The organism is Roseovarius ramblicola (assembly GCF_042430665.1).
GTDB classification, from domain to species: Bacteria; Pseudomonadota; Alphaproteobacteria; order Rhodobacterales; family Rhodobacteraceae; genus Roseovarius; species Roseovarius ramblicola.
Map to the genome: position 1 here is coordinate 80670 of NZ_JBHMEC010000009.1, position 26642 is coordinate 107311.

Sequence of the window (26642 nt, forward strand, 5' to 3'; positions counted from 1 at the left end):
CCTATTCACGAAACCGCGTTTTGCAACAGCGTGCACCAACGCGATACCGACAGGATACCGACGCGATACCGACACGGTTTTTCGCCCTCAATAAAAGCTCTGCGGGTCGATATCCACCGCCAGCCGCATCTGCGCTTGCAGCTTTACCGGCGCGAGCCACCGCGCGATCGCGTCCTGCAGCGCCGCGCCCTTGGGGCCCTTGACCAGCAGCCGCACCCGGTGCCGTCCCCGGATGCGGGCAATGGGCGCGGGCGCCGGGCCGAACACCTCCGCGCCGACCTCTCTCAACGGTGCCGCGTTGCGCGCAAGTGTCTGACCCAGATCGAAAATCTCCCGCGCATCCGGTGACGACAGGATGATCCCCGCCATCCGCCCATAGGGCGGCACGCCCGCCTGCCGCCGCGCCCCCGCCTCGGCGCGCCAGAACCCGTCCTCGTCACCCGCGAGGATGGCGCGGATCACCGGGTGCTCGGGCTGATGCGTCTGCAACAGCGCCACGCCCGCCCGCTCGGCGCGCCCCGCCCGCCCCGCCACCTGCCGCATGAGCTGAAACGTGCGCTCGGCGGCGCGCAGGTCCGACCCTTGCAGCCCAAGGTCGGCATCGATCACGCCCACCAGCGTCAGCAGTGGAAAATTGTGACCTTTTGCAACGAGTTGCGTGCCGATGACGATATCCGCCGCGCCCGCCGCGATCTCGGCGATCTGCGCCTTCAATTCCCGCGCCGAGCCGAACAGGTCCGACGACAGCACCGCGATCCGCGCCTCGGGAAACAGCGTCGCTGCCTCCTCGGCCAGCCGTTCCACCCCCGGCCCCACTGCGGCGAGCCGCCCCTCGACACCGCAGGACGGGCAGGCCGCGGGGATGGGCGCGCTCTCGCCGCATTGGTGACAGACCAGCCGGTTCCGGAACCGGTGCTCGACCATGCGCGCGTCGCAATGCTCGCAGCCGATCTGATGGCCGCAGGCCCGGCACACGGTGACCGGCGCATAGCCACGCCGGTTGAGAAACAGCATCGCCTGTTCCCCCGCCGCCAGCCGAGCATTGACCGCCGCGCGCAGGGTGGGCGACACCCACCGGCTCGCGGGCAGCGTCTCGGCCCGCAGGTCGATCGCCCGCATCTCCGGCAGCGCCGCCGTCCCGAAACGGGCTGATAAATCAAGCCTTTGGTATTTCCCGGCTTCGGCATTGGCCCACGATTCCAGCGATGGCGTGGCCGAGGCCAGCACCACCTGCGCCCCACAGATCGAGGCCCGCAGCACCGCCATGTCGCGGGCATGGTAGAGCACGCCGTCCTCCTGCTTGTAGGACGGGTCGTGCTCCTCATCCACCACGATCAGCCCCAGATCGCGGAACGGCAGGAACAGCGCCGAGCGCGCCCCCACGACAAGCTGCACGCCGCCCTCTCCGGCCATCTTCCAGATGCGCCGCCGCCCGGCCTGCCCGGCACCCGAATGCCACTCGGCGGGCTTTGACCCGAACCGCGCCTCGACCCGGTCGATGAATTCCGCCGTCAGCGCGATTTCCGGCAAGAGCACCAGCGCCTGATGCCCGCCTGCAAGGCACGCGGCCACCGCCTCCAGGTACACCTCGGTCTTGCCCGACCCGGTGACCCCGCGCAGCAGCGTGGTGCCATAGCCGCCCGCGCGCACGCCGTCGCACAGCGCCGCCGCCGCCGCCGCCTGATCCTCGGTGAGCACCTTCGCCGGGCGACCGGGATCGAGCCTTGGATAGGGCGCGTCGCGTGGGGCCTCTGCCTCGATCAGCGCGCCCTGCGCCGCCAGCCCCTTGACAACGCTCGCGGAAACGCCCGAAAGGCTGCACAGTTCGCCGAGGCCAAACCCCATACCCCCGTGATCTCGCAGCACCGCCAGCACGCGGGCGCGCGCCTCGGTCATCCGGTCGGGCGTGGCATCGCCGGGGCGGTAAACCTTTTGCGCGCCGGGCGGGTCCATCAGCCGCGGCGCGCGCGTCGCGAGCCGCAGCATGGCGGGCAGCGGCGTCAGCGTGTAGGCCGCCGCGCGCTCCAGGAACACGCGCATCGCGGCGTCCATCGGGGCGAGGCCCAGCACCCGTGTCACCGCCTTGGCCTTCGCCAGGTCAAAGCCGCCCGCGCCCGCCCCCCAGACCACGCCCAGCACCCGCCGCGGACCCAGCGGCACCTCGACGAAATCGCCGGTGTCGCAGCCCCCCGCGGGCGCGAGATAGTCGAGCGTGCCGCCGATCGGCTGCGCGGTCAGCACCGCCACCAGCGCACCTTCGTCGAAATGGCAGGTCCGGCCCACGCGCGGCGCGCTCCTTTTGTCGGGTTTGCAGGGTTTCGGCCTGTCGATCTATGCGGTAAAGCCGGGAGTGAGACAACCCAACCCGCCAAAGAGGGCCGCCCCCATGAAATTCTTCGTCGATACCGCCGACACCGCCCAGATCGCCGAGCTCAACGATCTCGGCATGGTCGACGGCGTCACCACCAACCCCTCGCTGATCCTCAAATCCGGGCGCGACATCCTCGAGGTGACACAGGAAATCGCGGCGATGGTCGAGGGCCCGGTCAGCGCCGAAGTGGTGGCGCTCGAAGCCGACGCCATGATCGCCGAGGGCCGCAAGCTCGCCGCCATCGCCCCCAACATTGCCGTCAAGGTGCCGCTGACATGGGACGGGCTCCGCGCCTGCAAGGTGCTCTCGGGCGAGGGCAACATGGTCAACGTGACGCTGTGCTTCTCGGCCAATCAGGCGCTGCTCGCGGCCAAGGCGGGGGCCACCTTCATCTCGCCCTTCATCGGGCGGCTCGACGATATCAACCTCGACGGGATGCAGATCATCTCCGATATCCGCCAGATTTACGACAATTACGGGTATGAGACGCAGATCCTCGCCGCCTCGATCCGCACCGTCAACCACGCCCACCAATCCGCCATGATCGGCGCCGACGTGATGACCGCGCCGCCCGCCGTGATCAAGGCGATGGCCAGCCACCCGCTCACCGACAAGGGCCTCGCCGCGTTCATGGCCGACTGGGAAAAGACCGGGCAGAAGATCCTCTGAACCGCGCTTCATGTCATCCTCGGGCTTGACCCGAGGATCTGTGCGGTCCGGGATCCTCGGGTCAAGCCCGAGGATGACCAGGCCCCGAGGTGCCCCGCCTTCTGCATTTTCTTGCGGCATCGGACAGCGACATCTGCTAGTCTGCCGCAAAACAAGCGAACGAGGCCGCGATGAGCAGCAAGCCCCGCATCGACGACGCCCTGCGCGAGCGGATCATTTCCGAGCCGGACGTGATCCTCGACGATACCGACCTGATGCGCGCGCTCATCGCCGCCAACGAGCGTGCGATGGGCACCAACATCGTCGACATGCGCGGCATCGCCATGGACCGGCTCGAGGCGCGGCTCGACCGGCTCGAAGAGACCCACCGCGCGGTGATCGCCGCCGCCTACGAGAACCTCGCCGGCACCAACCAGGTGCATCGCGCCATCCTGCGGATGCTCGACCCGGTCGAGTTCGAGAGCTTCCTGCGCGACCTCGACGGCGAGGTGGCGCATATCCTGCGCGTCGATGCGGTGCGGCTCGTGCTCGAATCGGTGCAGAACGACACTGACCCGGCGGTGCGCCGCCTGGGCGACGTGCTGTCGGTGGCCGAGCCGGGGTTCATCCGCGGCTACCTTACCGGCGGGCGCGACGCGCCCACGCGACAGGTGACGCTACGCCAGGTGGAGGAGGGCGATGGCCGCGTCTATGACCGCGCCGCCGCGCATATCCGCTCCGAGGCGTGCCTGCTGCTGGATTTCGGGGCCGACCGGCTGCCGGGGATGCTGGTGATGGGGGCCGAGGACCCGCACCAGTTCAGCCCGCAGCAGGGCAGCGACCTGCTCGCCTTCTTCGCCGGCGTGTTCGAGAGGGTGATGCGCCGCTGGCTGTCGTGATCTCCGACGCTGCCCGCGCGGCGCTGGCCGACTGGCTGGCCGCGATCAAGGCGCAGGGCGGGGCCGCCGATCACACGCTCGACGCCTACGCCCGCGACCTGCGCGCCTTTCTCACCTTCATGACCGCGCATCACGGGGCATCGCAGGGCCTCGGCGCGCTCGCGCGCATCTCAACCGCCGACATGCGCGCCTTCATGGCGCATGAGCGCGCCGCGGGGCTTGGCCCCCGCTCGCTCGCCCGGCGCCTCTCGGCGGTCAGGAGCTTCTACCGCTGGCTGTCCGAGCGCGAGGGGTTCGAGCCCACCGCCGTCCTCTCGGCGCGGGCCCCGAAATACCTGCGCAAGCTGCCCCGCCCGCTCTCGGAAGGGGCGGCGCGCGACGTACTGGACACGCTGGACACGCAGGCGCCCGAGCCCTGGGTCGCCGCGCGCGACGTGGCGGTAGTGACGCTGCTCTATGGCTGCGGGCTGCGCATCTCCGAGGCGCTGGGGCTCAATGGCGCGGCGCACCCCATGGGCGACACGCTGCGCATCACCGGCAAGGGCGGCAAGGAGCGGCTGGTGCCGGTGATCGCGCCTGCGCGCGACGCGGTGACGGCCTATGCCCGCCTCTGCCCCTACCCCGTCACGCCGCGCGGGCCGCTGTTTTTCGGTGTTCGCGGGCGGCGTCTGGGCGCGCGGGCGGTGCAAAAGACGATGGCGCAGACCCGCGCGCAACTCGGCCTGCCGCCGTCGGCCACGCCGCACGCGCTGCGGCACAGCTTTGCCACCCACCTGCTCAACGCCGGCGGAGACCTGCGCGCGATCCAGGAATTGCTGGGCCACGCATCGCTGTCGACCACCGAGGCCTATACCGGCGTCGATACCGCCCGCCTGATGGAGGTCTATGCCCGCGCCCATCCGCAGGGCCGCGGCTGAGACCCGCCGACCCTCACGGATAAGTGACGCCCCATTTCGGACGATTCATGCGAGTTTCGCCCCGATGACGCCCTAACGCCAAACATCCAAAGGAGAATATCCTATGAAATATGCACTGGTCACCGCGGCCGGCTTTGCCGCGGCGTTCATGATGACGGGCAATGCCGCACAGGCACAACAGAGCCCCAACTGCACCTCCGACGCGGAGAGCGTCTGGGACATGAGCGCCGACGAGGTCAAATCCTTCTACGCCTGCATGGAGGAGTGGATGCAGCAATGCTATGCGCAGAACGGGCACGACGTCGGCTCGGTCTACCGTGAGTGGACCGTCTCCTCGACCCGCCCGGCCGTGGCCGGCGCGCACAGCAACCGCCTGCTTCAGACCTTCGCCAACGACATCGCCGCCGGGCAATACCTCAAGTTCGAGACCGAGGGTGTCGAGATGCCCGCAGGCTCGGTGCTCGCCAAGGAGAGCTTCGCGCTCAAGAACGGCAAGGGGGTGATCGGCCCGCTCTTCATCATGACCAAGCTCGAGGAAGGCGCCTCGCCCGAGACCAATGACTGGCATTACAGCGGCCTCACCAATACCGGCGACGAGATGCGCGTGAGCCAGAGCTTCTGCCATGATTGCCACGTCTCGTGGGAGGCACAGGACGGCATGGCCTATCCGCTGGAAGAGGTCCGCGTCTCCAACTGAGCAGCGCATTTCCGCATCATTTTCGGCCCGGCCCCCGAATGGGGCCGGGTTTTGCTTTGCAAAACCGCAGTGCTTGCGGCATGACCCGGACATGACACCTCATCTGCGCGGCCTGCTCGTCCACCTTCTCACCGCCACCGGCGCGGTGTTCGCGATGCTCGCGATGCTCGCCGCGATCGACCGCGAATGGGAACTGATGTTCCTGTGGCTGGTCGTGGCCTTTGCCGTCGATGGCATCGACGGGCCGCTGGCGCGCAAGTATCATGTGCAGACCACCGCGCCGGAATTCGACGGGGTGCTGCTCGACCTGATCATCGACTATCTCACCTACGTGTTCATCCCTGCCTTCGCGCTGTTCAGTTCGGACCTTCTGCCGGGCTGGACGGGATGGGTGGCCATCATCGTCATCACCTATGCCAGCGCCATGTATTTCGCCGATACAAGGATGAAGACGACGGACAATTCCTTTTCCGGCTTTCCCGGCTGCTGGAACATGCTGGTGATCGTGCTCTTCGCGGTCGAGCCGCCGACATGGATCATCCTGTTGCTCGTGACGGTGCTGGCGGTGGCGATGTTCCTGCCGCTCAAATTCATCCATCCCGTCCGCACCGCGCGCTGGCGCTGGCTGTCGCTGCCGATGGCGCTGGCATGGACGTTCTTCGCGGGCTGGGCGGCGTGGGTGCATTTCGATCCCGAGAGCTGGGCGCACTGGGGACTCGTGGTGACCAGCATCTACCTCCTGCTCGCGGGTATCGCGCAGCAGATCGTGCCGCTGCGCGAGGACGTCTGAGGCCGGACGCGACGCGGAGGCGCGGGATGTCCGTGACCATGAGGGACGGTGGCCGTCTGGCCCCGGCGCGGAATCGATGCCGAAGGCCGCCGCGCCATCGCATGTCCGCCCCGTCGCACCAAAAGTGCGCCGATACAGTCGGCACGCCTTTGGCGTGACGGACAGGCGATGTGGTCAAGCCAGCGCGCCGATTGCATGTTTTGCGGATATGGAGGGATAAAGCGCATTGAAAAGACCGTCGGCTCGCCTGCCCGCGGACATGCGATGGCGCGGCTCACTGCAACGTTCGCTTCAGGCCGGACCCCGTCCCCCTCAGCCCTGCCGCCACGGCCAGAGCGGATGCGCCACCGGGTCCTTGGCCCGCCACAGGTAGTCGCGGAAAATCTCGGCATAGGAGCGATAGACATACCCATCGTTTCGGCGGCGGTAATGATCGCGCCGCGCAGCGTAGAGCGCGGGCAGCCGGTACCACGGCTCCTCGGGGTGCATATGATGCACCACGTGCAGGTTGTTGTTGAGGAACAGGAGAGCGAGCGGCCCCCGGTCCTCGACGATCACGGTGCGCCCGCTCGCCCGGTCATGGGCGCGGTGCTCTAGGAAGGTGCGAATCTTCAGGAGTGCGATGCCAATCCACACGGCCAACAGATAGACCCAGAGCGGCATTGGCGCATACCACACCCATGCCAGCACCACCGCCACCTGCGGCACATGCCAGACCCATGCGCGCAGCACCGACCGGTCACCTGAACGGATGGCCCGCCAATCGGCGCGCAGAAAGGCCACCTGCGCGATGATGGGCCCGAGAATCAGCCGCCCCGCCAGCGTGTTGTTGGCCCGAAGCACCGCGCGTGCCCAGCGCGGCAGGCGGCCCCACACGCCCGGATCGAGATAGTTCGATTCGGGGTCGTCATAGGGGTCGGTCAGATGCTCCTCGCGGTGGTGCGCGAGGTGGGTATCGCGGAACCGGCCATAGGGGATGACCAGGCACAGGCAGGGAAACACCACCGCCTCGTTCCACGGGCGCTGACGGAACGGGTGACCGTGCAGCGCCTCGTGGCACAGCGAGGAATGCAGTGCGATGGCCACGCCGGTCAACATCACGCCCAGCGGCAGCCAAAGCGCCGCCGCCCATGTCGTGCCGATGATCCAGGTGCCGTAGCAGGCGACCAACAGCGCCAGTGTCGGCCATTCCACGGCGGGCATGCGCAGCTTATCCATGGCTGCGACCCCAGTGGATGCGGGACCAGACGCGCTCGTAGATCACGTAGGTGGTGAACCCGATCACGCTATTGATCACCGCCATGACCCCGCCCGCGGTCAGCGAGCCGGTGACGACCAACCCGACCACCGCCATGACCGAGAGCCCGATCAGGTTCCAGATCACCGCCTTCACGATGCTGCGCAATCGCGTCTCCATGTCCCCTCCATGTGATTGAACGATGCGCAGACAATGCTTGCGATTTGGTTGCCCGGCCATTTCGGAAATGGTTAACATTTTTCCGCAATTGTGATTTATATCACCATATGAACGAAAAAATCGACAAGCGCCTGCGCGCCACCCTGTTCCGCGCCCGTCTCGCCGAGGCGATGCGCCTGCGCGACATCAATCAAAGCGCGCTCGCCCGCGCCATCGGGGTGGATCGCTCGACCGTGTCGCAACTGCTGACCGGCACCGGCGCGCGGCTGCCCAATGCGCAGGTGGTGGGCGAATGCGCGGGCGCGCTCGGGGTCTCGGCGGACTGGCTTCTGGGCCTCACCGACCGGCCCGAGACCGCCGCCGACATGCTCGCCAACACCCTGTCGCTGACCGAGGCCCCCCGCGCGCTGGTGGATGAGCAGATTTTCCAGTGGCACAAGGAGGCGGCGGGCTACAAGATCCGCCACGTCCCCGCCGGCCTGCCCGACATGCTCAAGACCCGCGAAATGCTGGAATGGGAATACGCGCCGCATCTGGGCCGCTCTACCGATCAGGCGATCGGTGCGTCCGAGGATCGCATGGCGTGGATGCGCGCCGCCCGTTCGGATTACGAAATCGCCCTGCCGCTCTTCGAGATCGAGAGCTTCGCGCGCGGCGAAGGCTATTACCGCGACCTTCCCGACGATGTCCGCCGCGCGCAGCTCGACCATTTCATCGCCGTCACGTCACAGCTCTATCCCGGCCTGCGGCTCTATCTTTTCGATGCCCGCCGCCTCTATTCCGCGCCGGTCACGATCTTCGGGCCCCTCCTCGCCGTGCTCTATCTCGGGCGCAACTACCTTGTGTTCCGCGATACCGAACGGGTGCAGGCCATGACCCGCCATTTCGACGGGCTGCTGCGCGAGGCCGCCGTGACGGCGCGCGCCCTGCCCGATCACCTGCGCGCCCTGCGCGATGCGGGCGGATAGCACCGACGCCCCGTCCCTATTGCAGCAGCACCGCCTCGACCCGGCGGTTGGTCTCGCGGCCCTCTTGCGTGTCGTTGGCCGCCACCGGCGCGAGATAGCCCACGCCGCGCGCCTCGACGCGGGCACCCTCGACCCCGTGATCGGCGATCAGCCGGTCGCGCACCGCTTCGGCGCGCGCCTGCGACAGCGCGATATTGGCATCGAGCGCGCCGACATTGTCGGTATGACCCACCAGCGCGATCCGCGCCTCCGGCTCAGCCGAGAGGAACGCCGCCAGCGCCGCGAGGTCCGCATGCGGCCCCGGCCCGAGCACCGCCTCGCCCGACGCGAAATCGAGCCCGCGCAGGACAAACCGCCCGGCCTCGCGCAACACCGGCCCCAGCGATCCCGCCGCGCTCGCCGCCTCCGGGGCGCGGGCCCCGGGCCGGCCGTCCTCTGCCGTCTCCGCCACCCCGACATGGGTGATCTGCACATAGCCCCGCCCGCCCGCGCGGCTGACGAACAGCATGACATGCTCGGCCCCCTCGCCGGCCCCGCGCCGCGCCAGCAAATAGCGGTAATCGAACAGGTTCACGAACATGGCGGGCGCAGGCAGCACCGGCACGGCAAAGCGAAAGCCGAAGCCCCCGCACCCCTCCGCCGCGCAGGCAAAGACCACCTGCCAGCCCTCCTGTTCCAGCGCCGCGCGCAGCGGGGCCATCCGCGCCAGCGTGCCCTGCGCGAGGTCGCGCACCCGCCACGCCCGGCTGGTGATGGTCCCGTCCAGCCGCAGACGCGGCACGGTATCGCCCTCGAGCCCCCCCTGCGGCAGATGGACCGTATCGGCGGGGCGGACCACCTTCGCGGTCTGCTCCGCCCCCTCGGGCAGCGGCAGATCCAGCGCCTGCCCCGGCCCCGCGAGGACCAGCAGCGCCGCCAGCCACGCCGCCCGACCGCGCCCCATCTCAGCGCGCCTGCGAATGATAGTCGGGGTTGGGCTCCATCCCGGTGGCCGAGGCGACGCGGTTCGACATGTTGAAGAACCCCGCCACATTGGCGATGTCCCAGATGTCGCGGTCGGTGAAGCCGTGATCGCGCAGGCCGTCGCGGTCGGCGTCCTCGATTGTGGCGCTCGCCGTCGTCACCTTGGCGGCGAAGTCGAGCATCGCGCGCTGGCGCGGGCTGATATCGGCGACGCGGTAATTCATCACCATCGCCTCGCCCAATGCCGGATCGCCCGAGAGCGCGCGCACCGCCGCGCCATGCGCCACCTGGCAATACCAGCACCGGTTGATCGAGCTGACCACCACCGCGATCATCTCGCGCTCCAGCTTCGACAGCCCCGAGGGCGCCAGCATCAGCGTGTTGTAGAGCGCGGCGAAGGCGTCGAGCTTCTCGATATCGAAGGCATGCGCGCGCAGCACGTTGGGTACGAGCCCCAGCTTCTCCTCGCAGATCTCGAAATAGCGCGCGGTTGGCTCGGGCAGCGGATCGACCGGCGGCAGGTCGAGCGCGGTGGGTTGGTCATCATTGCGGGTCATGGCTCCTCCTTCTGGCGGTAATGATACGTGCCGACGCAGGAAAATCCCATCGCCGAATAAAGCCCGTTCGCCCCCTGGTTGGCCTGCGTGCAGATCACGGCAAGATGTCGCGCACCCTGGCCCGCGGCCCAATGCGCGGCCTGAAGCATCATCAGCCGCCCCAGCCCCGCGCGCCGGTGCCGCGCGCGCACCTCAAGCGCGTGCACCATCGCGATGCCGTCGTGGATGGCCACGAAGCCGGCGGCGGCGGGCTGATCCCTCAGCCGCCCGAAGAGGCCCGTCTTCGGCCCCGCCGCCCGCGCCATCACCGCCACGCGCGCAGGCCCGATGCCGCCCTCGGCCCAGATGTCGCGCATGATCTCCAACGGCTCCCAGACGGTGAAGGTGGTGACGCGCGGCAGCCTCTCGCAGGTGAACGCGGCCACCGGCGCAACATGGAGGTTCACCGGGTCAACCGTGCGGTAGCCGCGTGCCGCCAGCATCGCGTCGAGCGCCCCGTCGCCCGTCCGCACCTGGAAAAGCGGCCCCTGCCCGAGCGCCCGCATCGCCGCCTCGGCACGGTCAAGATCGTCCCCTGTCGCCGCCCCCGCCACCGTCGCCGCAGACACGCGCTTGCCACCGCCGCGCCCGTCCCGAATCGTGACCGGGCCAAGCGCGCGGGTCCCGGCGGGCGGCCACGTCGCCTCGGTGACGGCGTAGAGCGCGTGGATATCGGGCATCATGCCGGGAACATGCCCGCAAGTTCCGCCATCGCGGCATCCAGCCGCGCGCCGTCCTGCCCGCGGATCACGATCTGCGCGCCGTGACAGCCTTCGCGGATGAACGGATAGGAGCCGATCGACAGCTCGGGATAGCGCGCCGCGAGATCGGCAAGCGGGGCCGCGATATCGCCCTCGCCGCGCCGCACCTCGTAGGATTGCGACAGGACCGGCGCGCCACCGGTCAGCGTGGGCAGCACCGAGGCGAGCATCGCCTCGAAGATCGACGGCACCCCGGCCATCACATGCACGTTTCCGAGGGTGAAACCGGGCGCGGCGCTGATCGGATTGTCGATCAGCGTCGCGCCCTCGGGGATGCGCGCCATGCGCAGCCGCGCCTCGTTCAGGTCCTGCCCCCGCGCCTCGTAATGCGCGGCAAGGATCGCGCGCGCGTCGCCGCGTATGCCGATGGGGGTGTCGAATGCGCGCGCCACCGCCTCGGCGGTGATATCGTCATGGGTGGGCCCGATCCCGCCCGAGGTGAACACCGTATCGAACGCTTCACTCAGCGCCCGCACCGCCGCCACGATGGCCGCCGCGTCGTCGTGGACCACGCGCACCTCGGCAAGGTCGATCCCCACCCGCGTCAGTTCGCGCGCGAGGTGGTGCATGTTGGCGTCGCGCGTGCGCCCCGAGAGGATCTCGTCCCCGATGACGAGCATGGCGGCGGTCGGGTTGGACATTGCGGCCTCCTTGCAGTGGGTCCGGCCCCGGTATAGGCCCCGCCCATGCGGTTTCAAAGCCCCCTCCTGCGCGCCACGCTGCTGCGCCGCTACAAGCGGTTCCTCGCCGATATCCGGCTGGAGGACGGCACCGGGACAACCGCCCATTGCGCCAATCCCGGCGCGATGACGGGGCTGGCGGAGCCGGGCACGCGGATCTGGGTAGAGCCCAACGACGACCCGCGCAAGAAGCTGAAATACGGCTGGCGGCTGGTCGATCACGAGAACGGGCATTTCACCGGCGTCGATACCGGCCTGCCCAACCGCGCACTGCGCGCGGCATTGGAGGCGGGCGGGATCGCGGAACTGGCGGGCTACGATATCGTGCGCCCGGAACAGAAATACGGGGCGAACAGCCGGATCGACTTTCTGCTCTCGGGCGCGGGCCTGCCCGACGCCTATGTCGAGGTGAAATCGGTGACGCTGTCGCGGGCACCGGGCGTGGCCGAGTTTCCCGACAGCGTCACCGCGCGTGGCGCTAGACATCTGGGCGAATTGGCGAGGGTCGCACAGGCGGGGCACCGGGCGGTGCTGTTCTACCTTGTGCAGCGCACCGATGCGCAAACGGTGCGGGTGGCTGCAGATATCGACCCCGGCTATGCAAGCGCGCTCACGGCGGCGCGCGCGGCGGGGGTCACGGTGCTGTCATACCGCGCCGATATCAGCCCCGATCGGGTCACGATCGGTCACGGCTTGCATCACGACTAGGCACGCGCCTCTGGTCCTTTGGTGCAAACGGGCCTAATTAAAGATAAAACAGACGATGATACGAGGCCAATTGTGAACAAACACCGGGGACGCACCACGCGCGAGGGCATCCGCATCCACGAGGCGGCGGATTTCGCCGGCATGCACGCGGCCGGGCGGCTCGCCGCGCAGATCCTCGACGAGATCGCCGAGCACATATTCGTCGGTCAGACAACCGAGGCGATCGACGCACTGATCGAGCGGCGGATCGAGGCCGCCGGGGCCAAATCCGCCACCATCGGCTACAAGGGCTATCGGCACGCGAGCTGCATCAGCGTCAATCATGTGGTCTGCCACGGCATCCCCGGCGCGCCCATCCCCAAGAGCGGCGGCGAGACCATCTCGCGCGACCACGAGAAGCGCCGCGCCGACGACGCGCTGCGCGACGGCGACATCCTGAATATCGACGTGACCGTGATCGTCGATGGCTGGTTCGGCGATACCAGCCGGATGTACGTGGCGGGCAAACCCTCGCGCAAGGCCGAGCGGCTCATTCAGGTCACCCATGACGCGCTGATGAAGGGGATCGAGGCGGTGCGCCCCGGCAATACCTTCGGCGATATCGGCCACGCCATCCAGACCCATGTGGAGGCGCAGCGCATGTCGGTGGTGCGCGATTTCTGCGGCCACGGGCTTGGCCGGGTGTTCCACGCGCCGCCCAACGTGCTGCATTACGGGCGCGCGGGCAGCGGCGCGCGGCTCGAAGAAGGGATGTTCTTCACCATCGAGCCGATGGTCAATCTCGGTCGCCCCGACAGCGTGGTGCTGGATGACGAATGGACGGCGGTGACGCGGGACAAGTCGCTCTCGGCGCAGTTCGAGCATTCCATCGGCGTGACCGCAGAGGGGGCCGAGATATTCACCCTCTCGCCCTCGGGCCGCTTCCATCCCACCCGCGCCTGACGCCGCCTCTGCCGGCGTCGCTATCGGACAAGACAGTCGCTTTCCGACATGAGAGCCTGAGCGCACCGGTCATTTCACCGGCCTTCGACGCATCCCGACCGTCCATGCCCGCGCCCCGCACCAAGAGGGCCGCGCCGCCCCCGGTCTGTCGGTGCCCGCGAAAGACAGGAGAGCGCCCATGGCGATGATGAGCACCTATCCCGTCCCGGCCCCCTCGCGCGCCGTGCACGGCATCCTGTGCATCACGGCGGCGATGCTGCTCTTCGTGGTGCAGGACGCGGCGATGAAGTCGCTGCTCGTGACCTACCCGGTCTGGCCGCTTCTGTTCGCGCGCTCGGTGGTGGCGGTGATGGTGCTGGTGCCGCTCATCGTCTGGCTTGGCGCGCCGCACAGCCTGCGCTCGGCGCTCTGGCCGCTGCACCTCGCGCGTGCGGCGCTCTTTGCCACCGGCTTTTCCATGTTCTATGCGGCGTTCCCGTTCATGGGGCTGGCCGAGGTCAGCACGATCTTTTTCGCCGCGCCGCTCTTTACCGCGCTGATGGCGGCGCTGTTTCTGGGCGAGCGGATTGGCGCATACCGCGTGGCGGCGCTGGTCGTGGGCTTTGCGGGCGTGGTGATCGCCATGCGGCCCGCGGGCGGGCTCGACCTTGTGGCGGTGCTGCCGCTTCTCTGCGCGCTCAGCTACGCCGCCTCGCAGATCCTCGCCCGCCGCATCGGCGAGCGCGAGAGCACGCTCACGGTGGGGCTCTACACGCTGGCTTTCTCGGGCGTTCTGATCCTGCCCGCGGGCTGGGCCGTGGCGCAGATCGTGCCCGACACGGCGGCCACGCAACACCTGCGCTGGGGCCTGCCCGCGGGCGCGCTGGCCGATCTCGCGTCCCTCACCGCGCTGGGCCTCGTGGGGATGGTGGCCTACATGCTCGCCTCGCGCGCCTACCAGGTCGCCAACGCGAGCCTCGTGGCCCCTTTCGACTATACCTACCTGCCCTTCGCCGCGCTGCTCGCCTACGTCCTATGGGCCGAGGTGCCGCCGCCCGCCACGCTGGCGGGCATGGCGATCATCATCGCCTCGGGGCTCTGTATCGGCTGGCGCGAGACACGCGCGGCGCGGCGCGGCGACACAACACCCGCGATCGCCGAGAGCACCTTTACCCCGGGCCACCCGCCACCGCAGGTGTCCGAGGACGATCAGACGCCATGAGCATGACGGCCACCACCGAGCGCGACCTCTCGGGTTATCTGCTGGTGTTCATGGCGGGCGTGCTCTGGTCCACCGTGGGACTGGGCATCCGCCTGATCGAGGACGCGGCGGTCTGGCAGATCCTGTTCTACCGCTCGCTGGCGATGAGCGTGTTTCTCTATGTCGTGGTGCGGCTGCGCGCCGGGCGCGCGCCGCTCGCGCGCATCGCCGCGATGGGCTGGCCCGGCGCGATCGCCGGTGCGGCGCTGGTCGCCGCCTATACCGGCGGAATCGTCGCGATCCAGTCCACCTCGGTCGCCAATGCGATGATGCTCTTCGCCGCCGCCCCGCTGATCGCCGCTGCGCTGGGGCGCGTCATCCTAGGCGAGAGCGTGCGCCCCGCCACCTGGATCGCCATCGCCGTGGCCGCCTGCGGCATCGCCGTGATGGTCTGGGACAAGACCTCGGGGGCGGCGCTCCGGGGCAATCTCGCCGCCCTCGGCTCGGCGCTCGGCTTTGCGGTGTTCACCGTGGCGCTGCGCCGCGGCCGCGCGGTCGAGATGATGCCCGCGGTGCTGCTCTCGGGGATTATCGGCACCGTGGTCATGGCGGCGATCTGCCTCGCGCTCGGCCTGTCGCTGTCGCTTGCGCCCCGCGACGCGGGGATCGCCACGGGCATGGGCGTTTTCCAGGTCGGCGCCGGTCTCATTCTCTACACCATCGGGTCGCGCAGCGTCCCCGCCGCCGAACTCACGCTGCTGTCGATGTCCGAAGTGGTGCTGGCACCGGTCTGGGTCTGGCTGTTCCTCGGCGAACGCGCCGAACCCACCACGCTCGCGGGTGGGACGATCCTGCTGGCGGCCATCGCGGGCAATGCGCTGTCAGGGGCGCGGCGCAAGCGCCCGCCGCCGATCCCCTGACCGGCCAATCCTTGCCGATGCGGCATTTTTCGCGGGACGACTCCCGGCCCCCGCGCGTTATACTCGGGCGACGCCAAAGGCAGGAAAGGAGCACGAAAATGACACGCAACACGATCGTCGGCGCGCTGGCGGGGCTAGCGCTCGCGGCCTGCGCGAACACCGGCGACAACCGCGAAGTGACCGGCGCCGCCCTCGGCGCGGGGGCGGGGCTGATCGCGGCCGCGGCCTTCGAGGCCAGTGCCGGCTGGACCGTGCTCACGACGCTGGCGGGCGCGGCGGCGGGCACGCTCATCGCGCGCAACACCCGCACCAACCAATGCGCCTATTCCAACGGCGACGGCACCTACCGCACGGTGCCCTGCTGAGTGCGGCACAGCCATCATCCCCGCGAACGCGGGGATCTGCCGCCACCGCAAGGAAAGATCCTCGGGTCCACCCCCGGGTGTGGGCCGCGACTCACCCTCGCCCGCGATAGGGCGGCACGCCCTGATCGGGCAGCCAGACGCCCTCGGGGGCGGGGCCGGTCTGCCAGAACACGTCGATCGGAATGCCGCCGCGCGGATACCAGTAGCCGCCGATGCGCAGCCATCGGGGCGCGAGGAAACCGACCAGCCGCCGCGCAATGGTGAGGGTGCAATCCTCGTGGAACGCGCCGTGGTTGCGAAAACTGGTGAGGTAAAGCTTGAGCGACTTCGACTCCACCAGCCAGTCGCCCGGCACATAGTCGATCACCAGATGCGCGAAATCGGGCTGGCCGGTCATCGGGCAGAGCGAGGTAAATTCCGGCGCGGTGAAGCGCACGGCATAGGCCGTATCCGCCTGCGGGTTGGGCACGCGCTCGAGTTCGGCCTCACCGGGCGATTGCGGCACGCGCGTCGCGCCGCCAAGCTGCGTCAGGTCCTTGTAGATGTTATCGTCGCTCATCGTGATCTCCTTTCACACACCGCGCCTGTTGCCCCAGAGCGTGACGTGCAGTTGCGGCAGCACCGTCGCCGCGAACCAGCCATCGGCCACCACCCGCTCCACCAGCCAGCGCATCCGCGCGTCGACGCCCGCCTGATCCACCGATGCCGCGTCGTCGCCGGGCGGTGGCGGGGTGTGGTTGCCCGGTTGCAGGTAGACGGGCAGGGTCGGATACCGCGCGGCCACCTCGCGCGCCCAGAGGTAATCGGCCTCGTCGAAGATGACGATCTTGAGCACCGTCTGCGCGCCCCCGGCGGCGGCGATACATGCCTCGAACGCCGCCCAGTCAACCGCCATGCCCGACGAGGGAGGCTTGGGCGAAAGCACCAGCATGTCGAGTTCCGCGAACCAGTCGCGCGCGACCGAGCCTTGCGTTTCCATCGCGAAGCGGTAGCCCTGCGCCCGGCCCATCTCGATCAGCGGACCCAGCGGCTGAATCGCCGGGTTGCCGCCCGACAGAGTGACCAGAATCGGACGGTCGCCCGAGAGGCGGGCCACCTCGGCCAGCACCGTGCCCGGCTGCATCGGCGCCCATGTGTGGCGATAGTCCGCGTCCACCGCGTGCAGGCTGTCGCACCACGAACAGCGGTAATCGCAGCCGCCGGTGCGCACGAACACGGTGGGCTGCCCGATGAGCGCGCCCTCGCCCTGAATCGTCGGGCCGAAGATTTCAGAGACGCGGATCGGGTCGGTCACGGCCGGTATTCCGCCCAGGTCTTGGGCGTCTCGCTCACCCGCACCGCCGAAACCTCGGGCCAGCGCGCGGCGCACCAGTCGTGGAAATGCCGCGCCATGCGCTCGGCGGTCACGCAATCGTCGCCCAGCACCTCGTTGAGATGGCGGTGGTCGAGATGCTCGTCGATATAGGATTTGAGGTCCGCAAGGTCGTGATAGTCGCGCACGAACCCGGTCTCGTCCAGCGCCTCGGCGGCGAGTTCCACCACCACGATATAGTTGTGCCCGTGCAGCCGCGCGCAGGGGTGCCCCTCGCGCAGCCCGAAAAGCTGGTGCGAGGCGGAAAAGTGGAATTCCTTGGTGATCCGGTACATCAGCGCCCCTCCACCGCGGCCTGCCAGTAATCAGGATCGTCATAGGCGGTCGGGTCATCGACCCCGGCGAGGTGGAACGCCTCGCGCCGCTCCACGCAGGTGCCGCAGCGCCCGCAATGGCGCGCGCCCCCCTTGTAGCACGACCACGTTTCGGCAAAGGGCACGCCGAGCCGCGCGCCATCGGCCACGATATCGGCCTTGGAGCCGTGGACATAGGGCGTCCACAGGCTCACCTCGGCCACGCCTTCGAGCGCGTGATCCTGCATCGCCTGAAACGCCGCGACGAACCCGGGGCGGCAATCGGGATAGATGAAGTGATCGCCGCCATGCACCGCCGCCGCCACCGCGCCCGCCTTCTGCGCCGCGGCCATGCCAAAGGCCACGGCCAGCATGATCGCGTTGCGGTTGGGGACGATGGTGATCTTCATCGTCTCCTCGGCATAATGCCCGTCGGGCACGTCCACGTCGTCGGTCAGCGCCGAGCCCGAGAGCGCCGCGCCGACGCCGCGCAGATCGACCACCCGGTGCGGCACGCCGAGCCGCGCCGCGCAGGCGCGCGCGCTCTCCACCTCCTTGACGTGGCGCTGGCCGTAATCGAACGACAAGAGCGCCGCGAGCCCGCGCTCGGCGGCGGTCTTGTGGGCAAGGGTCACGGAATCGAGCCCGCCCGAGCAGATAACGATGGTATCCATTTCGCGTCCTTGTTTTTTAGAGCGGGTAGGCTGCGACCGCTTGGGTGCGCGCCTTACGCCTTTCGTATGCTCATGGCAAGCGGGTCAGGGGCTGCGACCGTCGAGCCGGTCGCCGCGCACGAGGTAGCGGTCTGCTATGCGCAGGGGCAGCGGCGCGCCCGAGATCGGCGGCGCGCCCTCGGCTGCCGGGCGCTGGGCATGGATGTGGAGATGCGGCTCGGTGCTGGCGCCGGAATTGCCGACGGCGCCGATGCGCCGGCCCTGGGTCACCGTGTCGCCGGGCGTGACGGTGACGCTGCCCTGCTGCATGTGCGCCAGCACGATCCACGCCCCGCCACACGCGAGGATGACGTGATTTCCCAGACGGTTGACGGGGTCGAGCCGGGGCACCTCGAAATCCGGCCGCGTGTCCTCGGCGGCGATCACGGTGCCGTTGCAGGGCGCGTGCAGGGCCTTGCCGAAGATCGCGTAGGCCGCCGGGTCGGCAGGGCGCAGCCCGTCCGCGCGCAGCCCCCACGGGCCGAGGCCGAAGAAATCGATGGCATGGGATTGCCCGCGCCACGGGCGATAGCGCGCAACGCTGTCGTCGAGGGTATGGAGATGCACGTTGACCAGGGTGTGTGCGCCGCCATTGCCCACGAGGTAGCGGCCCGGCCCGAGCGGGTTGGCGATCCCGACCACCGGGCCGGGGGGCGCTGTGCGCCCGGCCAGCGCGGTGCCCGTGGCCCAGCCGCCGAGGGTGAGCAGGATCAGCCCGGCCACCGCCACGCCCCATCCGCCGCGCGTATCCGGCAGCGCCGCGAGGTGCGCGCGCCCGGCCCGAACCGAGACCGCGAGCACCAGCGCGCCCCAGAGACCCGCCAGGACCCAAGGCACCCACCAGCCCACGACCGCCCATTGCGCCACCAGGGCGAGCGCGAGGATCACCGCCCCGGTGCCCGCCGCCTGCGCCGCGAGGCCAGGAACGTTGCGCGCGGGCCACAGCCCGAGCCACAGCAGGAGCGCGAGTGGGAGCGCCAATTGAACGGTCAGAGTCAGCACGAACATGGGACCTCGGCCGGTGTCTTGCGGTGTCGGCGGGTGCGACCGCTGTAGAGCATGGCCCGTGTCAGGCCGCAAGCCACCCGGGCCCCCTGCGCAATGCGCTTGGCGCGGGGGGACGCGCGCGGCATAACGGGGCATGGATATCGGAACGCTCGCCTTCGATCACGCGCCGGTGGGGCTGGCCGTGCTGGAACACCGGATCATCCGCGCCTGCAACCGGCAGTTCGCGGCGATCTTCGGCGGCGATCCGGGCGATTACGAGGGCGTGCCGCTGGCGCGGTTCTACCCGTCGATCGAGGATTACCGGCGGATCGGTTCGGACGCGCTCGCCGTCATGCGCCAGACCGGGCGCTACGCCGACGAGCGGGTGATGCGGCGCGGCGCGGGGACGCTGTTCTGGTGCCGGGTGCGCGGACAGTCGCTGACGCCCGACGCGCCCTTCGCGCGCGGCGTGTGGTCCTTTGCCGATCTCTCGGAGGAGCGGCCGCTCGTGGCGCTCACCCGGCGCGAGCGCGAGGTGGCGATCCTGACCTGCCGGGGCCTCACCTCCAAGGAGGTCGGGCTGGAGCTTGGGCTGAGCCACCGCACCGTCGAGGTCTACCGCGCCCGCCTGCTGGAGAAGTTCGGCGCGCGCAAGCTGGCCGAGCTGGTGGCCAAGCTGTCGGGGATGCCGCTCTGACCACGGGGGCAGCCGGGGGGTGCCGCCGGGGAAATGGCCGCTTTTCTCAGGCCACGTCCTGCCCTATAAGCGGCGGAAACCATTGCGACGGGCGCGGGCCACGCGCACCATCGCCGTTACCGAGGACGCAAATGTCGAACAAAACGCATGAATCGGACGTTGCCTTCATCCGGGCGCTCGCGGAGCTTCTCACCGAGAACGACCTCACCGAGCTGGCGGTCAAGCGCGAATACGGACAGGACGATACGCTCAACGTGCGGGTAAGCCGCCGGGGCGAGACCGTCACGACGCAGGTGAACAGCGCGCCCCCCGCGCCAGCCGCCGCAGCCCCGGCACCCGCCGCGCCCGCCGCCGCCGAGGCCGCCGCGCCGGTCGAGGACCCCGCGAGCCACCCCGGTGCCGTGACCTCGCCGATGGTCGGCACCGTCTACATGCAGGCCGAGCCGGGCGCGCCCTCCTTCGTCAGCGTGGGCCAGCAGGTCGAGGAGGGCGACACGCTCCTGATCATCGAGGCGATGAAGACGATGAACCACATCCCCGCGCCGCGCGCGGGCACCGTCCGGCGCATCCTGATCGAGGATGGCGCCGCCGTCGAATACGGCGCCCCGCTGATGATCATCGAGTGAGGCGGGCATGTTCGACAAGATCCTAGTGGCCAACCGCGGCGAGATCGCGCTCCGCGTGATCCGCGCGGCGCGGGAAATGGGCATCCGCTCGGTCGCTGTCCATTCCACCGCGGACGCCGACGCGATGCATGTGCGCATGGCCGACGAGACCGTGTGCATCGGCCCGCCCGCCTCGTCCGAGAGCTACCTGTCGATCCCCGCGATCATCGCCGCCTGCGAGGTGACCGGCGCGCAGGCGGTGCATCCGGGCTACGGGTTCCTGTCCGAGAACGCCAATTTCGTGCAGATCGTCGAGGATCATGACCTCACGTTCATCGGCCCCTCGGCCGAGCATATCCGCATCATGGGCGACAAGATCACCGCCAAGGACACGATGAAGGCGCTTGGCGTGCCGTGCGTGCCCGGCTCGGAAGGCGGCATCGCCGATGTCGCGGCGGCCAGGGCGCTGTGCGACGGGATCGGCTATCCGGTGATCGTCAAGGCAACGGCGGGCGGCGGCGGCCGTGGCATGAAGGTGGCGCGCGACGCGGGCGAGCTCGAACGCGCCTTTCTCACCGCGCGGTCCGAGGCCAAGGCCGCGTTCGGCAACGACGAGGTGTATATCGAGAAATACCTCACCACGCCGCGCCATATCGAGATCCAGGTGTTCGGCGACGGCAAGGGCCGCGCGGTGCATCTGGGCGAGCGCGACTGCTCGCTCCAGCGCCGTCACCAGAAGGTGCTGGAAGAGGCCCCCGGCCCCTGCATCACCGACGAAGAGCGCGCGCGTATCGGCAAGATCTGCGCCGAGGCCTGCGCCAATATCGACTATCGCGGTGCCGGCACCATCGAGTTCCTGTATGAAAACGGCGAGTTCTTCTTCATCGAGATGAACACCCGCCTGCAGGTCGAACACCCGGTGACCGAGGCGATCTTCGGCATCGATCTGGTGCGCGAGCAGATCCGCGTGGCCGAGGGGCTGCCGATGTCCTTCACGCAGGAGGATCTCAAGATCAACGGCCACGCCATCGAGGTGCGCATCACCGCCGAGAAGCTGCCCGATTTCGCGCCGCGCCCGGGCACGATCACGCAGTTTCACGCACCCGGGGGCCTTGGCGTGCGGATGGATTCCGCGCTCTATGACGGCTACCGCATCCCGCCCTATTACGACAGCCTGATCGCCAAGCTGATCGTTCATGGCGACGACCGCGACACCGCGCTGCGCCGCCTCAACCGCGCCCTCGGCGAATTGATCGTGGACGGGGTGGACACCACGGTACCGCTGTTTCACGCGCTGCTGCAGGAGGAGGATATCCGCTCCGGCAGCTACAACATCCACTGGCTCGAACACTGGCTCGAGACCAACCTGCGGGCGTGATGCCCGCCTTTCTGCCCCCGGACGTCTTGTTGCGCGCCTACGCGGCAGGCGTGTTCCCGATGTCCGAGCATCGCCATGACGCAGAGGTGTTCTGGGTCGATCCGCCGCGGCGGGGCGTGCTGCCGCTCGACGGGTTTCACCTGTCGCGGTCGCTGGCGCGCCGGATGCGGCGGGGGGGATATGCCGTCAGCCTGAATGCCGATTTCGCAGGCGTGGTGGATGCCTGCGCCGACCGGCCCGAGACGTGGATCAGCGCCCCCATCCGCAAGGCATATCTTGAGTTGCACGCGCGCGGGCACGCCCATTCGCTGGAGGTGTGGGAGACGGGGGCGCTCGCCGGCGGCGTCTATGGCGTCACGCTGGGGCGCGCGTTCTTTGGCGAGAGCATGGTCTCGCGCCGCACCGATGGCTCGAAACGGGCGCTGGCGCATCTGGTCGATCACCTGCGGCGCTGCGGCTTCATCCTGTTCGACACGCAGTTCATCACCGACCATCTCGCACGGCTGGGGGCCGTCGAGATACCGCGCGCCGCCTATCGCGCGCGGCTCTCGGAGGCGCTGGAGCGGGAGGCCGATATCGCGTCGCTGCCGCTCGGGCGCGACCCGGCTCAGGTGGTGCAGCGGATCACCCAGACGTCGTAGCGCGGGTGTTCCAGCGCGTTGAGCGCCGGCGACGAGGCCAGCATCCAGCCGTCGAACCACAGCTTGCCGCTCCCGGTCCCGCGGATGATGACATGGGCATAGGCATCGCCCGCCGGGTTGCCCTCCGGGTAGCGGCACTCGATCAGTTCAACCGTCAGCGCGCCGATCTGCCCGCTCTCGCCATTGGCGAGGTCGAGGTCGCGCAATTCGGTGGTGATCTTGTCGAGCCCGCGCAGCACCGCACCGTCACCGGGGGCCGCATCCTCCTGCGCGACCGCGCCCTGTGCGCAGGCGATCAGCAGGCACGCCGCCGCGGCACGGATCATTGCGCCGCCCCGTCCTCGTTGCCGGAGACGAATTTCATCAGCAGCGAAACGAGGCTGACCGACCCCTGCGTGAATTCGATTTCGTCGCCGGGCTCGAAGTAGAAGGGCGATCCGCCGGGCATGATCTCGACATAATTGCCGCCCAGCAACCCCTCCGAAGAGATCGCCACGGCGCTGTCATCGGGCACCTCGATATCATCGCTGACGGTAAAGATCGCCTTGGCGCGATAGGTCTCGGGATCGAGACGCAGCCCGATCACGCGCCCCACCTTGACGCCGGCGAGGCGCACATCGGTGCCAACGTTGACCCCGTCGGCGCTGCGAAAGCTGGCGTTGAGCCTGTATTCCCCGCCTGCGGTGGCGATCCCGGTGGTCTTGCCGGCATAGGCGGCAAAGCCCAGCGCCACGGCCAGGACCAGCGCGCCCACGAGGACCTCGGTCTTGTTCTCGGACATGGTCTCGCGCCCCTATTCCGGCGTCCAGGCCTCATAATCTCGCCGTTCGACCGGCTCGGGGCGGCGAATCGATCCGGCGGGCGCATAGGCCAGCGGCGTGCCGGTCAGGTTCTCCTGATGCGGCTTTTCCCACGGTTTGCGCGGCAGCGGCGCATCGCTCGGCGGCTCGGCATAGGTGTGGTGCAGCCAGCCGTGCCAGTTCGGGCTGATGCGGCTGGCCTCGGCCTCGCCGTTGAAGATCACCCAGCGCTTCTTGCCGTCGCGCGAGCGGTAAAAGAGGTTGCCCTCCGCATCCTCGCCCACCTTCACGCCGTGGCGCCAAGTGTAGATCTGGGTGTTGAGCGTCTGCCCGTTCCACCACGTCACGGCGCGCAACAACGTGTCGAGAATTCCCATCAGACCCTCCGGCTCATTCCTCGTCCGATATGGCGGATTTGGAGGCCAACGTCCAGTGCCGCGTGCGGCGGCGGTGCGGAACGGACAGGCAAGCGGAATGGACCGCCCGAACCCGCCGTTTCAGCCATCGGCCAGGTCGCCACGCGGGTCCGGCAAGATGCCAACGCCCGCAACCGCCCCGCGCATACCGGCCCCGGAACGCTCCGCGCCGCGCGACGTGTCAGCCCGCACTCGCGCCTTCCTTCTTCTTGCCCTTGGTCTCGGCATAGATGACCAGCGGGGCGGCGTCGGATGTGACCGCCTCTTCGTTGACCACCACCTCCTCGACATTCTCGAGGCTGGGCAGGTCGAACATCGTGTCGAGCAGGATATCCTCGAGGATCGAGCGCAGCCCCCGCGCCCCGGTCTTGCGGGCGATGGCGCGCTTGGCGATCGCCTTGAGCGCGTCATCGGTAAAGGTCAGCGTCGCGTTCTCAAGCTCGAACAGCCGCTGATACTGCTTGACCAGCGCGTTTTTGGGCTCGGTCAGGATGGTGACGAGCGCGTCCTCGTCGAGATCCTCCAGCGTCGCCAGCACCGGCAGACGGCCGACGAATTCCGGGATCAGCCCGAATTTCAGCAAATCCTCGGGCTCCAGCGACGTGAGCACCTCGCCGATACCGCGCTCCTCCTCGTCGCGCACATCGGCACCAAAGCCCATGGCGCTGCCCTTGCCACGCTGCGAGATGATCTTGTCGAGCCCGGCGAACGCCCCGCCGCAGATGAACAGGATGTTGGTGGTGTCCACCTGCAGGAATTCCTGCTGCGGATGCTTGCGCCCGCCCTGCGGCGGCACGCTCGCCACGGTGCCCTCCATCAGCTTCAAAAGCGCCTGCTGCACACCCTCGCCACTGACATCGCGGGTGATCGACGGGTTTTCCGACTTGCGGGTGATCTTGTCGACCTCGTCGATATAGACGATGCCGCGCTGCGCGCGCTCGACATTGTATTCGCTGGACTGCAACAGCTTGAGGATGATGTTCTCGACATCCTCGCCGACATAGCCCGCCTCGGTCAGCGTGGTCGCGTCCGCCATGGTGAACGGCACGTCGAGAATGCGCGCCAGCGTTTGCGCCAGCAGCGTCTTGCCACAGCCGGTGGGGCCGATCAGCAGGATGTTCGACTTGTTGAGCTCGATATCGCTCTTGCCGGAATTGTTGAGCCGCTTGTAGTGGTTGTGCACCGCCACCGAGAGCACCCGCTTGGCCATCGCCTGCCCGATCACGTAATCGTCGAGCACCTTGGCAATGTCGTGCGGCGTCGGCACCCCGTCGGTCGCCTTGAGCCCGGCGCTCTTGGTCTCCTCGCGGATGATGTCCATGCACAGTTCCACGCATTCATCGCAGATGAACACGGTCGGCCCCGCGATCAGCTTTCGCACCTCGTGCTGGCTCTTGCCGCAAAAGCTGCAATAGAGCGTGTTCTTGCTGTCGCCGGAATTGTTCGCCATGGCTTCCCTTTCAGCGCCGCCGGGCGGGCGGCATGCGCGTCGTCTCGTCTCTTGCGTGCCGCCAGCTTAAGTCAGGGCGGAAAGCACCACAATGCGAATTTCGCGACCGCCCGCGCACGCGCGGTCACCATCTCTTCATCGCCTCATTCGGCGTCATCGCCGTCGCCGGGCTTGACCCGGCTGGTCACGATCTCGTCGATCAGGCCCCAGTCCTTCGCCTCCTCGGGCGACATGAAATTGTCGCGCTCCAGCGCCGCTTCGACGGTCCCGATCTCCTGCCCGGTATGGCGCACATAGATCTCGTTGAGCCGGTCCTTGAGCTTCTGCGTCTCCTTGGCGTGGATCATGATATCGGTGGCCTGCCCCTGATAGCCGCCCGAGGGCTGGTGCACCATGATCCGGCTGTTGGGCAGCGAGAACCGCATCCCCGGCGCCCCCGCCGTGAGCAGCAGCGACCCCATGCTCGCCGCCTGCCCGATCACCAGCGTGCTGACCTTGGGCTTGATGTACTGGATCGTGTCGTAGATCGACAGCCCGGAGGTCACGACGCCGCCGGGGCTGTTGATATACATGCTGATTTCCTTCGACGGGTTCTCCGCCTCGAGATGCAGGAGCTGCGCCACGATCAGGCTCGACATGCCGTCATGCACCGGCCCGCTGACGAAGATGATGCGCTCCTTCAGAAGCCGCGAGAAGATGTCGTAGGCGCGCTCGCCCCGGCTGGTCTGTTCGACCACCATCGGCACCAGCGTGTTCATGTAAGTCTCGAAAGGGTCGTTCATCCTGTCCCGCCTGCTGTTGCGGCCCGGCCGTCCTGCCCGGACCAATAGGTTTCGCCGATCGTGACCGACGGCGTGCTAACGGAGTCTTAGTTGCGCGCCCCACCCCCTGCAAGGGCAGGCGCGCGATTCGAGGGCATGTTGCACGAAAGCCCGCGGGGCACGCCGGTCGCACCCGCCGCGTCCGCGGGTTTCGCAATTGCCGCGCACGCGGATTCGCCATAGATTACCCGGGAAGGAGCCGCCACCGATGCTCAGAATGGACCCCGGCAGCGCCGACATGGCGCAAATGCAGCGAAACGCCGCCGACGCGGCGGACTTCCTGCGCGCGCTCGGCCACGAGGGCCGGCTGATGATCCTGTGTCACCTCGTCACGGGCGAGAAATCCGTGTCGGAACTCGAGGCATTGCTCGGCGCGCGGCAGGCGGCGGTGTCGCAACAACTCGCCCGGCTGCGCCAGGAGGGGCTTGTGCGCGCACGACGCGACGGCAAGGCCATCTATTACAGCCTTGCCGACGCGCGGGCCGAGCGGCTGCTCGGCGTTCTCTACGAAATGTTCTGCGCCCCCGGCGCGCAGGGGCGCGAGAGCTAGGGCATGTTGCTCAAGAGTGGGAACCGGTTTTGAGCTCCTCGAACATGCGAAATCAAGGAGTTGGAGCGTGCCGCGTGACTGCGGATGAACGCGGCAC

General features: G+C 68.6%; 33 protein-coding genes. 16 read left to right on the top strand and 17 right to left on the bottom strand.

The window, feature by feature from the left end; genetic code table 11:
- Positions 1-87 precede the first annotated feature (87 nt).
- Entirely contained in the window at positions 88-2283 is a 2196-nt protein-coding gene (locus ACFFU4_RS05780) for a primosomal protein N' (protein ID WP_377067993.1), read from the bottom strand.
- 103 nt (positions 2284-2386) lie between these two features.
- Between ACFFU4_RS05780 and fsa the strand changes: the two genes are divergently transcribed.
- From fsa to ACFFU4_RS05805, 5 genes are all read left to right on the top strand, one after another.
- A complete protein-coding gene (gene fsa / locus ACFFU4_RS05785; protein WP_377067995.1) occupies positions 2387-3040 on the top strand; it encodes a fructose-6-phosphate aldolase in 654 nt (217 codons plus the stop codon).
- Between the two features lie 170 nt (positions 3041-3210).
- Positions 3211-3918, top strand: a complete 708-nt coding sequence (locus tag ACFFU4_RS05790) for a DUF484 family protein (protein ID WP_377067997.1) — start codon at positions 3211-3213, stop codon at positions 3916-3918.
- Positions 3915-4835, top strand: coding sequence for a tyrosine recombinase XerC (locus ACFFU4_RS05795; RefSeq protein WP_377067999.1), 921 nt, complete (start codon positions 3915-3917; stop codon positions 4833-4835). The genes ACFFU4_RS05790 and ACFFU4_RS05795 overlap by 4 nt, the downstream gene beginning before the upstream one ends.
- Positions 4836-4938: 103 nt before the next feature.
- Positions 4939-5532, top strand: coding sequence for a cytochrome P460 family protein (locus ACFFU4_RS05800; RefSeq protein ID WP_377068001.1), 594 nt, complete (start codon positions 4939-4941; stop codon positions 5530-5532).
- A 91-nt stretch (positions 5533-5623) separates the two neighbouring features.
- A complete protein-coding gene (locus ACFFU4_RS05805; protein WP_377068003.1) occupies positions 5624-6322 on the top strand; it encodes a CDP-alcohol phosphatidyltransferase family protein in 699 nt (232 codons plus the stop codon).
- Positions 6323-6634: 312 nt separating this feature from the next.
- On the opposite strand, the gene ACFFU4_RS05810 is transcribed toward ACFFU4_RS05805, so the two are convergent.
- Both ACFFU4_RS05810 and ACFFU4_RS05815 read right to left on the bottom strand, forming a co-directional pair.
- Positions 6635-7540, bottom strand: coding sequence for a fatty acid desaturase (locus tag ACFFU4_RS05810; protein ID WP_377068005.1), 906 nt, complete (start codon positions 7538-7540; stop codon positions 6635-6637).
- Entirely contained in the window at positions 7533-7739 is a 207-nt protein-coding gene (locus ACFFU4_RS05815) for a DUF2061 domain-containing protein (protein ID WP_377068007.1), read from the bottom strand. Before ACFFU4_RS05815 ends, ACFFU4_RS05810 begins: the two co-directional genes overlap by 8 nt.
- Before the next feature lie 107 nt (positions 7740-7846).
- On the opposite strand from ACFFU4_RS05815, the gene ACFFU4_RS05820 reads away from it, so the two are divergent.
- The gene (locus ACFFU4_RS05820) at positions 7847-8707 is read left to right on the top strand and encodes a helix-turn-helix domain-containing protein (RefSeq protein WP_377068009.1); all 861 of its coding nucleotides are present in this window, start codon (positions 7847-7849) and stop codon (positions 8705-8707) included.
- Between the two features lie 16 nt (positions 8708-8723).
- Here ACFFU4_RS05820 and ACFFU4_RS05825 read toward each other — a convergent pair whose 3' ends face one another.
- The 4 genes from ACFFU4_RS05825 to ACFFU4_RS05840 are packed head-to-tail and all read right to left on the bottom strand — an operon-like array spanning position 8724 to position 11668.
- A complete protein-coding gene (locus tag ACFFU4_RS05825) occupies positions 8724-9650 on the bottom strand; it encodes an OmpA family protein (RefSeq protein WP_377068011.1) in 927 nt (308 codons plus the stop codon).
- A 1-nt stretch (position 9651) separates the two neighbouring features.
- Positions 9652-10227: a peroxidase-related enzyme gene (locus ACFFU4_RS05830; RefSeq protein WP_377068013.1), complete on the bottom strand. Its 576-nt coding sequence runs from the start codon at positions 10225-10227 to the stop codon at positions 9652-9654.
- Positions 10224-10949 (bottom strand): GNAT family N-acetyltransferase, encoded by a 726-nt coding sequence (locus ACFFU4_RS05835; RefSeq protein ID WP_377068015.1) that lies wholly within the window; start codon positions 10947-10949, stop codon positions 10224-10226. Before ACFFU4_RS05835 ends, ACFFU4_RS05830 begins: the two co-directional genes overlap by 4 nt.
- Positions 10946-11668, bottom strand: coding sequence for a competence/damage-inducible protein A (locus ACFFU4_RS05840; protein WP_377068017.1), 723 nt, complete (start codon positions 11666-11668; stop codon positions 10946-10948). The genes ACFFU4_RS05835 and ACFFU4_RS05840 overlap by 4 nt, the downstream gene beginning before the upstream one ends.
- Positions 11669-11713: 45 nt before the next feature.
- Between ACFFU4_RS05840 and sfsA the strand changes: the two genes are divergently transcribed.
- The 5 genes from sfsA (at position 11714) to ACFFU4_RS05865 (ending at position 15822) form a co-directional block, all read left to right on the top strand.
- Complete coding sequence (gene sfsA, locus ACFFU4_RS05845; RefSeq protein WP_377068019.1) at positions 11714-12415, top strand: DNA/RNA nuclease SfsA; 702 nt, start codon at positions 11714-11716, stop codon at positions 12413-12415.
- Between the two features lie 72 nt (positions 12416-12487).
- Positions 12488-13357, top strand: a complete 870-nt coding sequence (gene map / locus ACFFU4_RS05850; RefSeq protein WP_377068021.1) for a type I methionyl aminopeptidase — start codon at positions 12488-12490, stop codon at positions 13355-13357.
- A 178-nt stretch (positions 13358-13535) separates the two neighbouring features.
- A complete protein-coding gene (locus ACFFU4_RS05855) occupies positions 13536-14558 on the top strand; it encodes a DMT family transporter (protein ID WP_377068023.1) in 1023 nt (340 codons plus the stop codon).
- Positions 14555-15457, top strand: a complete 903-nt coding sequence (locus ACFFU4_RS05860) for a DMT family transporter (RefSeq protein ID WP_377068025.1) — start codon at positions 14555-14557, stop codon at positions 15455-15457. The genes ACFFU4_RS05855 and ACFFU4_RS05860 overlap by 4 nt, the downstream gene beginning before the upstream one ends.
- Before the next feature lie 98 nt (positions 15458-15555).
- Positions 15556-15822 carry a glucose-6-phosphate isomerase gene (locus ACFFU4_RS05865; RefSeq protein WP_377068027.1) on the top strand — a complete coding sequence of 89 codons (267 nt, stop codon included), beginning with the start codon at positions 15556-15558 and terminating at the stop codon, positions 15820-15822.
- Positions 15823-15913: 91 nt separating this feature from the next.
- Here the strand turns inward: ACFFU4_RS05865 and queF are convergent, their stop codons facing one another.
- From queF to ACFFU4_RS05890, 5 genes are all read right to left on the bottom strand, one after another.
- The gene (gene queF, locus ACFFU4_RS05870) at positions 15914-16381 is read right to left on the bottom strand and encodes a preQ(1) synthase (RefSeq protein WP_377068030.1); all 468 of its coding nucleotides are present in this window, start codon (positions 16379-16381) and stop codon (positions 15914-15916) included.
- A gap of 12 nt (positions 16382-16393) precedes the next feature.
- A complete protein-coding gene (queE, locus tag ACFFU4_RS05875) occupies positions 16394-17116 on the bottom strand; it encodes a 7-carboxy-7-deazaguanine synthase QueE (protein ID WP_377068032.1) in 723 nt (240 codons plus the stop codon).
- Positions 17113-17469 (bottom strand): 6-carboxytetrahydropterin synthase QueD, encoded by a 357-nt coding sequence (queD, locus tag ACFFU4_RS05880; RefSeq protein ID WP_377068034.1) that lies wholly within the window; start codon positions 17467-17469, stop codon positions 17113-17115. Before queD ends, queE begins: the two co-directional genes overlap by 4 nt.
- Positions 17469-18161 (bottom strand): 7-cyano-7-deazaguanine synthase QueC, encoded by a 693-nt coding sequence (queC, locus tag ACFFU4_RS05885; RefSeq protein WP_377068036.1) that lies wholly within the window; start codon positions 18159-18161, stop codon positions 17469-17471. Before queC ends, queD begins: the two co-directional genes overlap by 1 nt.
- A gap of 84 nt (positions 18162-18245) precedes the next feature.
- A complete protein-coding gene (locus tag ACFFU4_RS05890; protein ID WP_377068038.1) occupies positions 18246-19208 on the bottom strand; it encodes a peptidoglycan DD-metalloendopeptidase family protein in 963 nt (320 codons plus the stop codon).
- Between the two features lie 133 nt (positions 19209-19341).
- Between ACFFU4_RS05890 and ACFFU4_RS05895 the strand changes: the two genes are divergently transcribed.
- The 4 genes from ACFFU4_RS05895 to aat all read left to right on the top strand — a co-directional run bounded on the left by ACFFU4_RS05895 (position 19342) and on the right by aat (position 22508).
- Positions 19342-19884, top strand: coding sequence for a LuxR C-terminal-related transcriptional regulator (locus ACFFU4_RS05895; protein WP_377068040.1), 543 nt, complete (start codon positions 19342-19344; stop codon positions 19882-19884).
- A gap of 131 nt (positions 19885-20015) precedes the next feature.
- Positions 20016-20510, top strand: coding sequence for an acetyl-CoA carboxylase biotin carboxyl carrier protein (gene accB / locus ACFFU4_RS05900; RefSeq protein WP_377068042.1), 495 nt, complete (start codon positions 20016-20018; stop codon positions 20508-20510).
- A 7-nt stretch (positions 20511-20517) separates the two neighbouring features.
- The gene (gene accC / locus ACFFU4_RS05905) at positions 20518-21867 is read left to right on the top strand and encodes an acetyl-CoA carboxylase biotin carboxylase subunit (RefSeq protein ID WP_377068044.1); all 1350 of its coding nucleotides are present in this window, start codon (positions 20518-20520) and stop codon (positions 21865-21867) included.
- Positions 21867-22508 carry a leucyl/phenylalanyl-tRNA--protein transferase gene (gene aat / locus ACFFU4_RS05910; RefSeq protein ID WP_377068046.1) on the top strand — a complete coding sequence of 214 codons (642 nt, stop codon included), beginning with the start codon at positions 21867-21869 and terminating at the stop codon, positions 22506-22508. Before accC ends, aat begins: the two co-directional genes overlap by 1 nt.
- On the opposite strand, the gene ACFFU4_RS05915 is transcribed toward aat, so the two are convergent.
- The 5 genes from ACFFU4_RS05915 to ACFFU4_RS05935 all read right to left on the bottom strand — a co-directional run bounded on the left by ACFFU4_RS05915 (position 22475) and on the right by ACFFU4_RS05935 (position 25956).
- On the bottom strand, positions 22475-22834 hold the full coding sequence (locus tag ACFFU4_RS05915; protein ID WP_377068048.1) for a DUF2155 domain-containing protein: 360 nt from the start codon (positions 22832-22834) through the stop codon (positions 22475-22477). The two genes, aat and ACFFU4_RS05915, sit on opposite strands and share 34 nt — an antisense overlap.
- Entirely contained in the window at positions 22831-23289 is a 459-nt protein-coding gene (gene mlaD / locus ACFFU4_RS05920) for an outer membrane lipid asymmetry maintenance protein MlaD (protein ID WP_377068051.1), read from the bottom strand. Before mlaD ends, ACFFU4_RS05915 begins: the two co-directional genes overlap by 4 nt.
- A 12-nt stretch (positions 23290-23301) precedes the next feature.
- Positions 23302-23685 carry an NADH:ubiquinone oxidoreductase subunit NDUFA12 gene (locus tag ACFFU4_RS05925; RefSeq protein ID WP_377068053.1) on the bottom strand — a complete coding sequence of 128 codons (384 nt, stop codon included), beginning with the start codon at positions 23683-23685 and terminating at the stop codon, positions 23302-23304.
- Between the two features lie 220 nt (positions 23686-23905).
- The gene (gene clpX / locus ACFFU4_RS05930) at positions 23906-25174 is read right to left on the bottom strand and encodes an ATP-dependent Clp protease ATP-binding subunit ClpX (RefSeq protein WP_377068055.1); all 1269 of its coding nucleotides are present in this window, start codon (positions 25172-25174) and stop codon (positions 23906-23908) included.
- Positions 25175-25317: 143 nt separating this feature from the next.
- Positions 25318-25956: an ATP-dependent Clp protease proteolytic subunit gene (locus tag ACFFU4_RS05935; RefSeq protein ID WP_377068057.1), complete on the bottom strand. Its 639-nt coding sequence runs from the start codon at positions 25954-25956 to the stop codon at positions 25318-25320.
- Positions 25957-26203: 247 nt separating this feature from the next.
- On the opposite strand from ACFFU4_RS05935, the gene ACFFU4_RS05940 reads away from it, so the two are divergent.
- Positions 26204-26545 carry an ArsR/SmtB family transcription factor gene (locus tag ACFFU4_RS05940; protein WP_377068059.1) on the top strand — a complete coding sequence of 114 codons (342 nt, stop codon included), beginning with the start codon at positions 26204-26206 and terminating at the stop codon, positions 26543-26545.
- Positions 26546-26642: the final 97 nt, after the last annotated feature.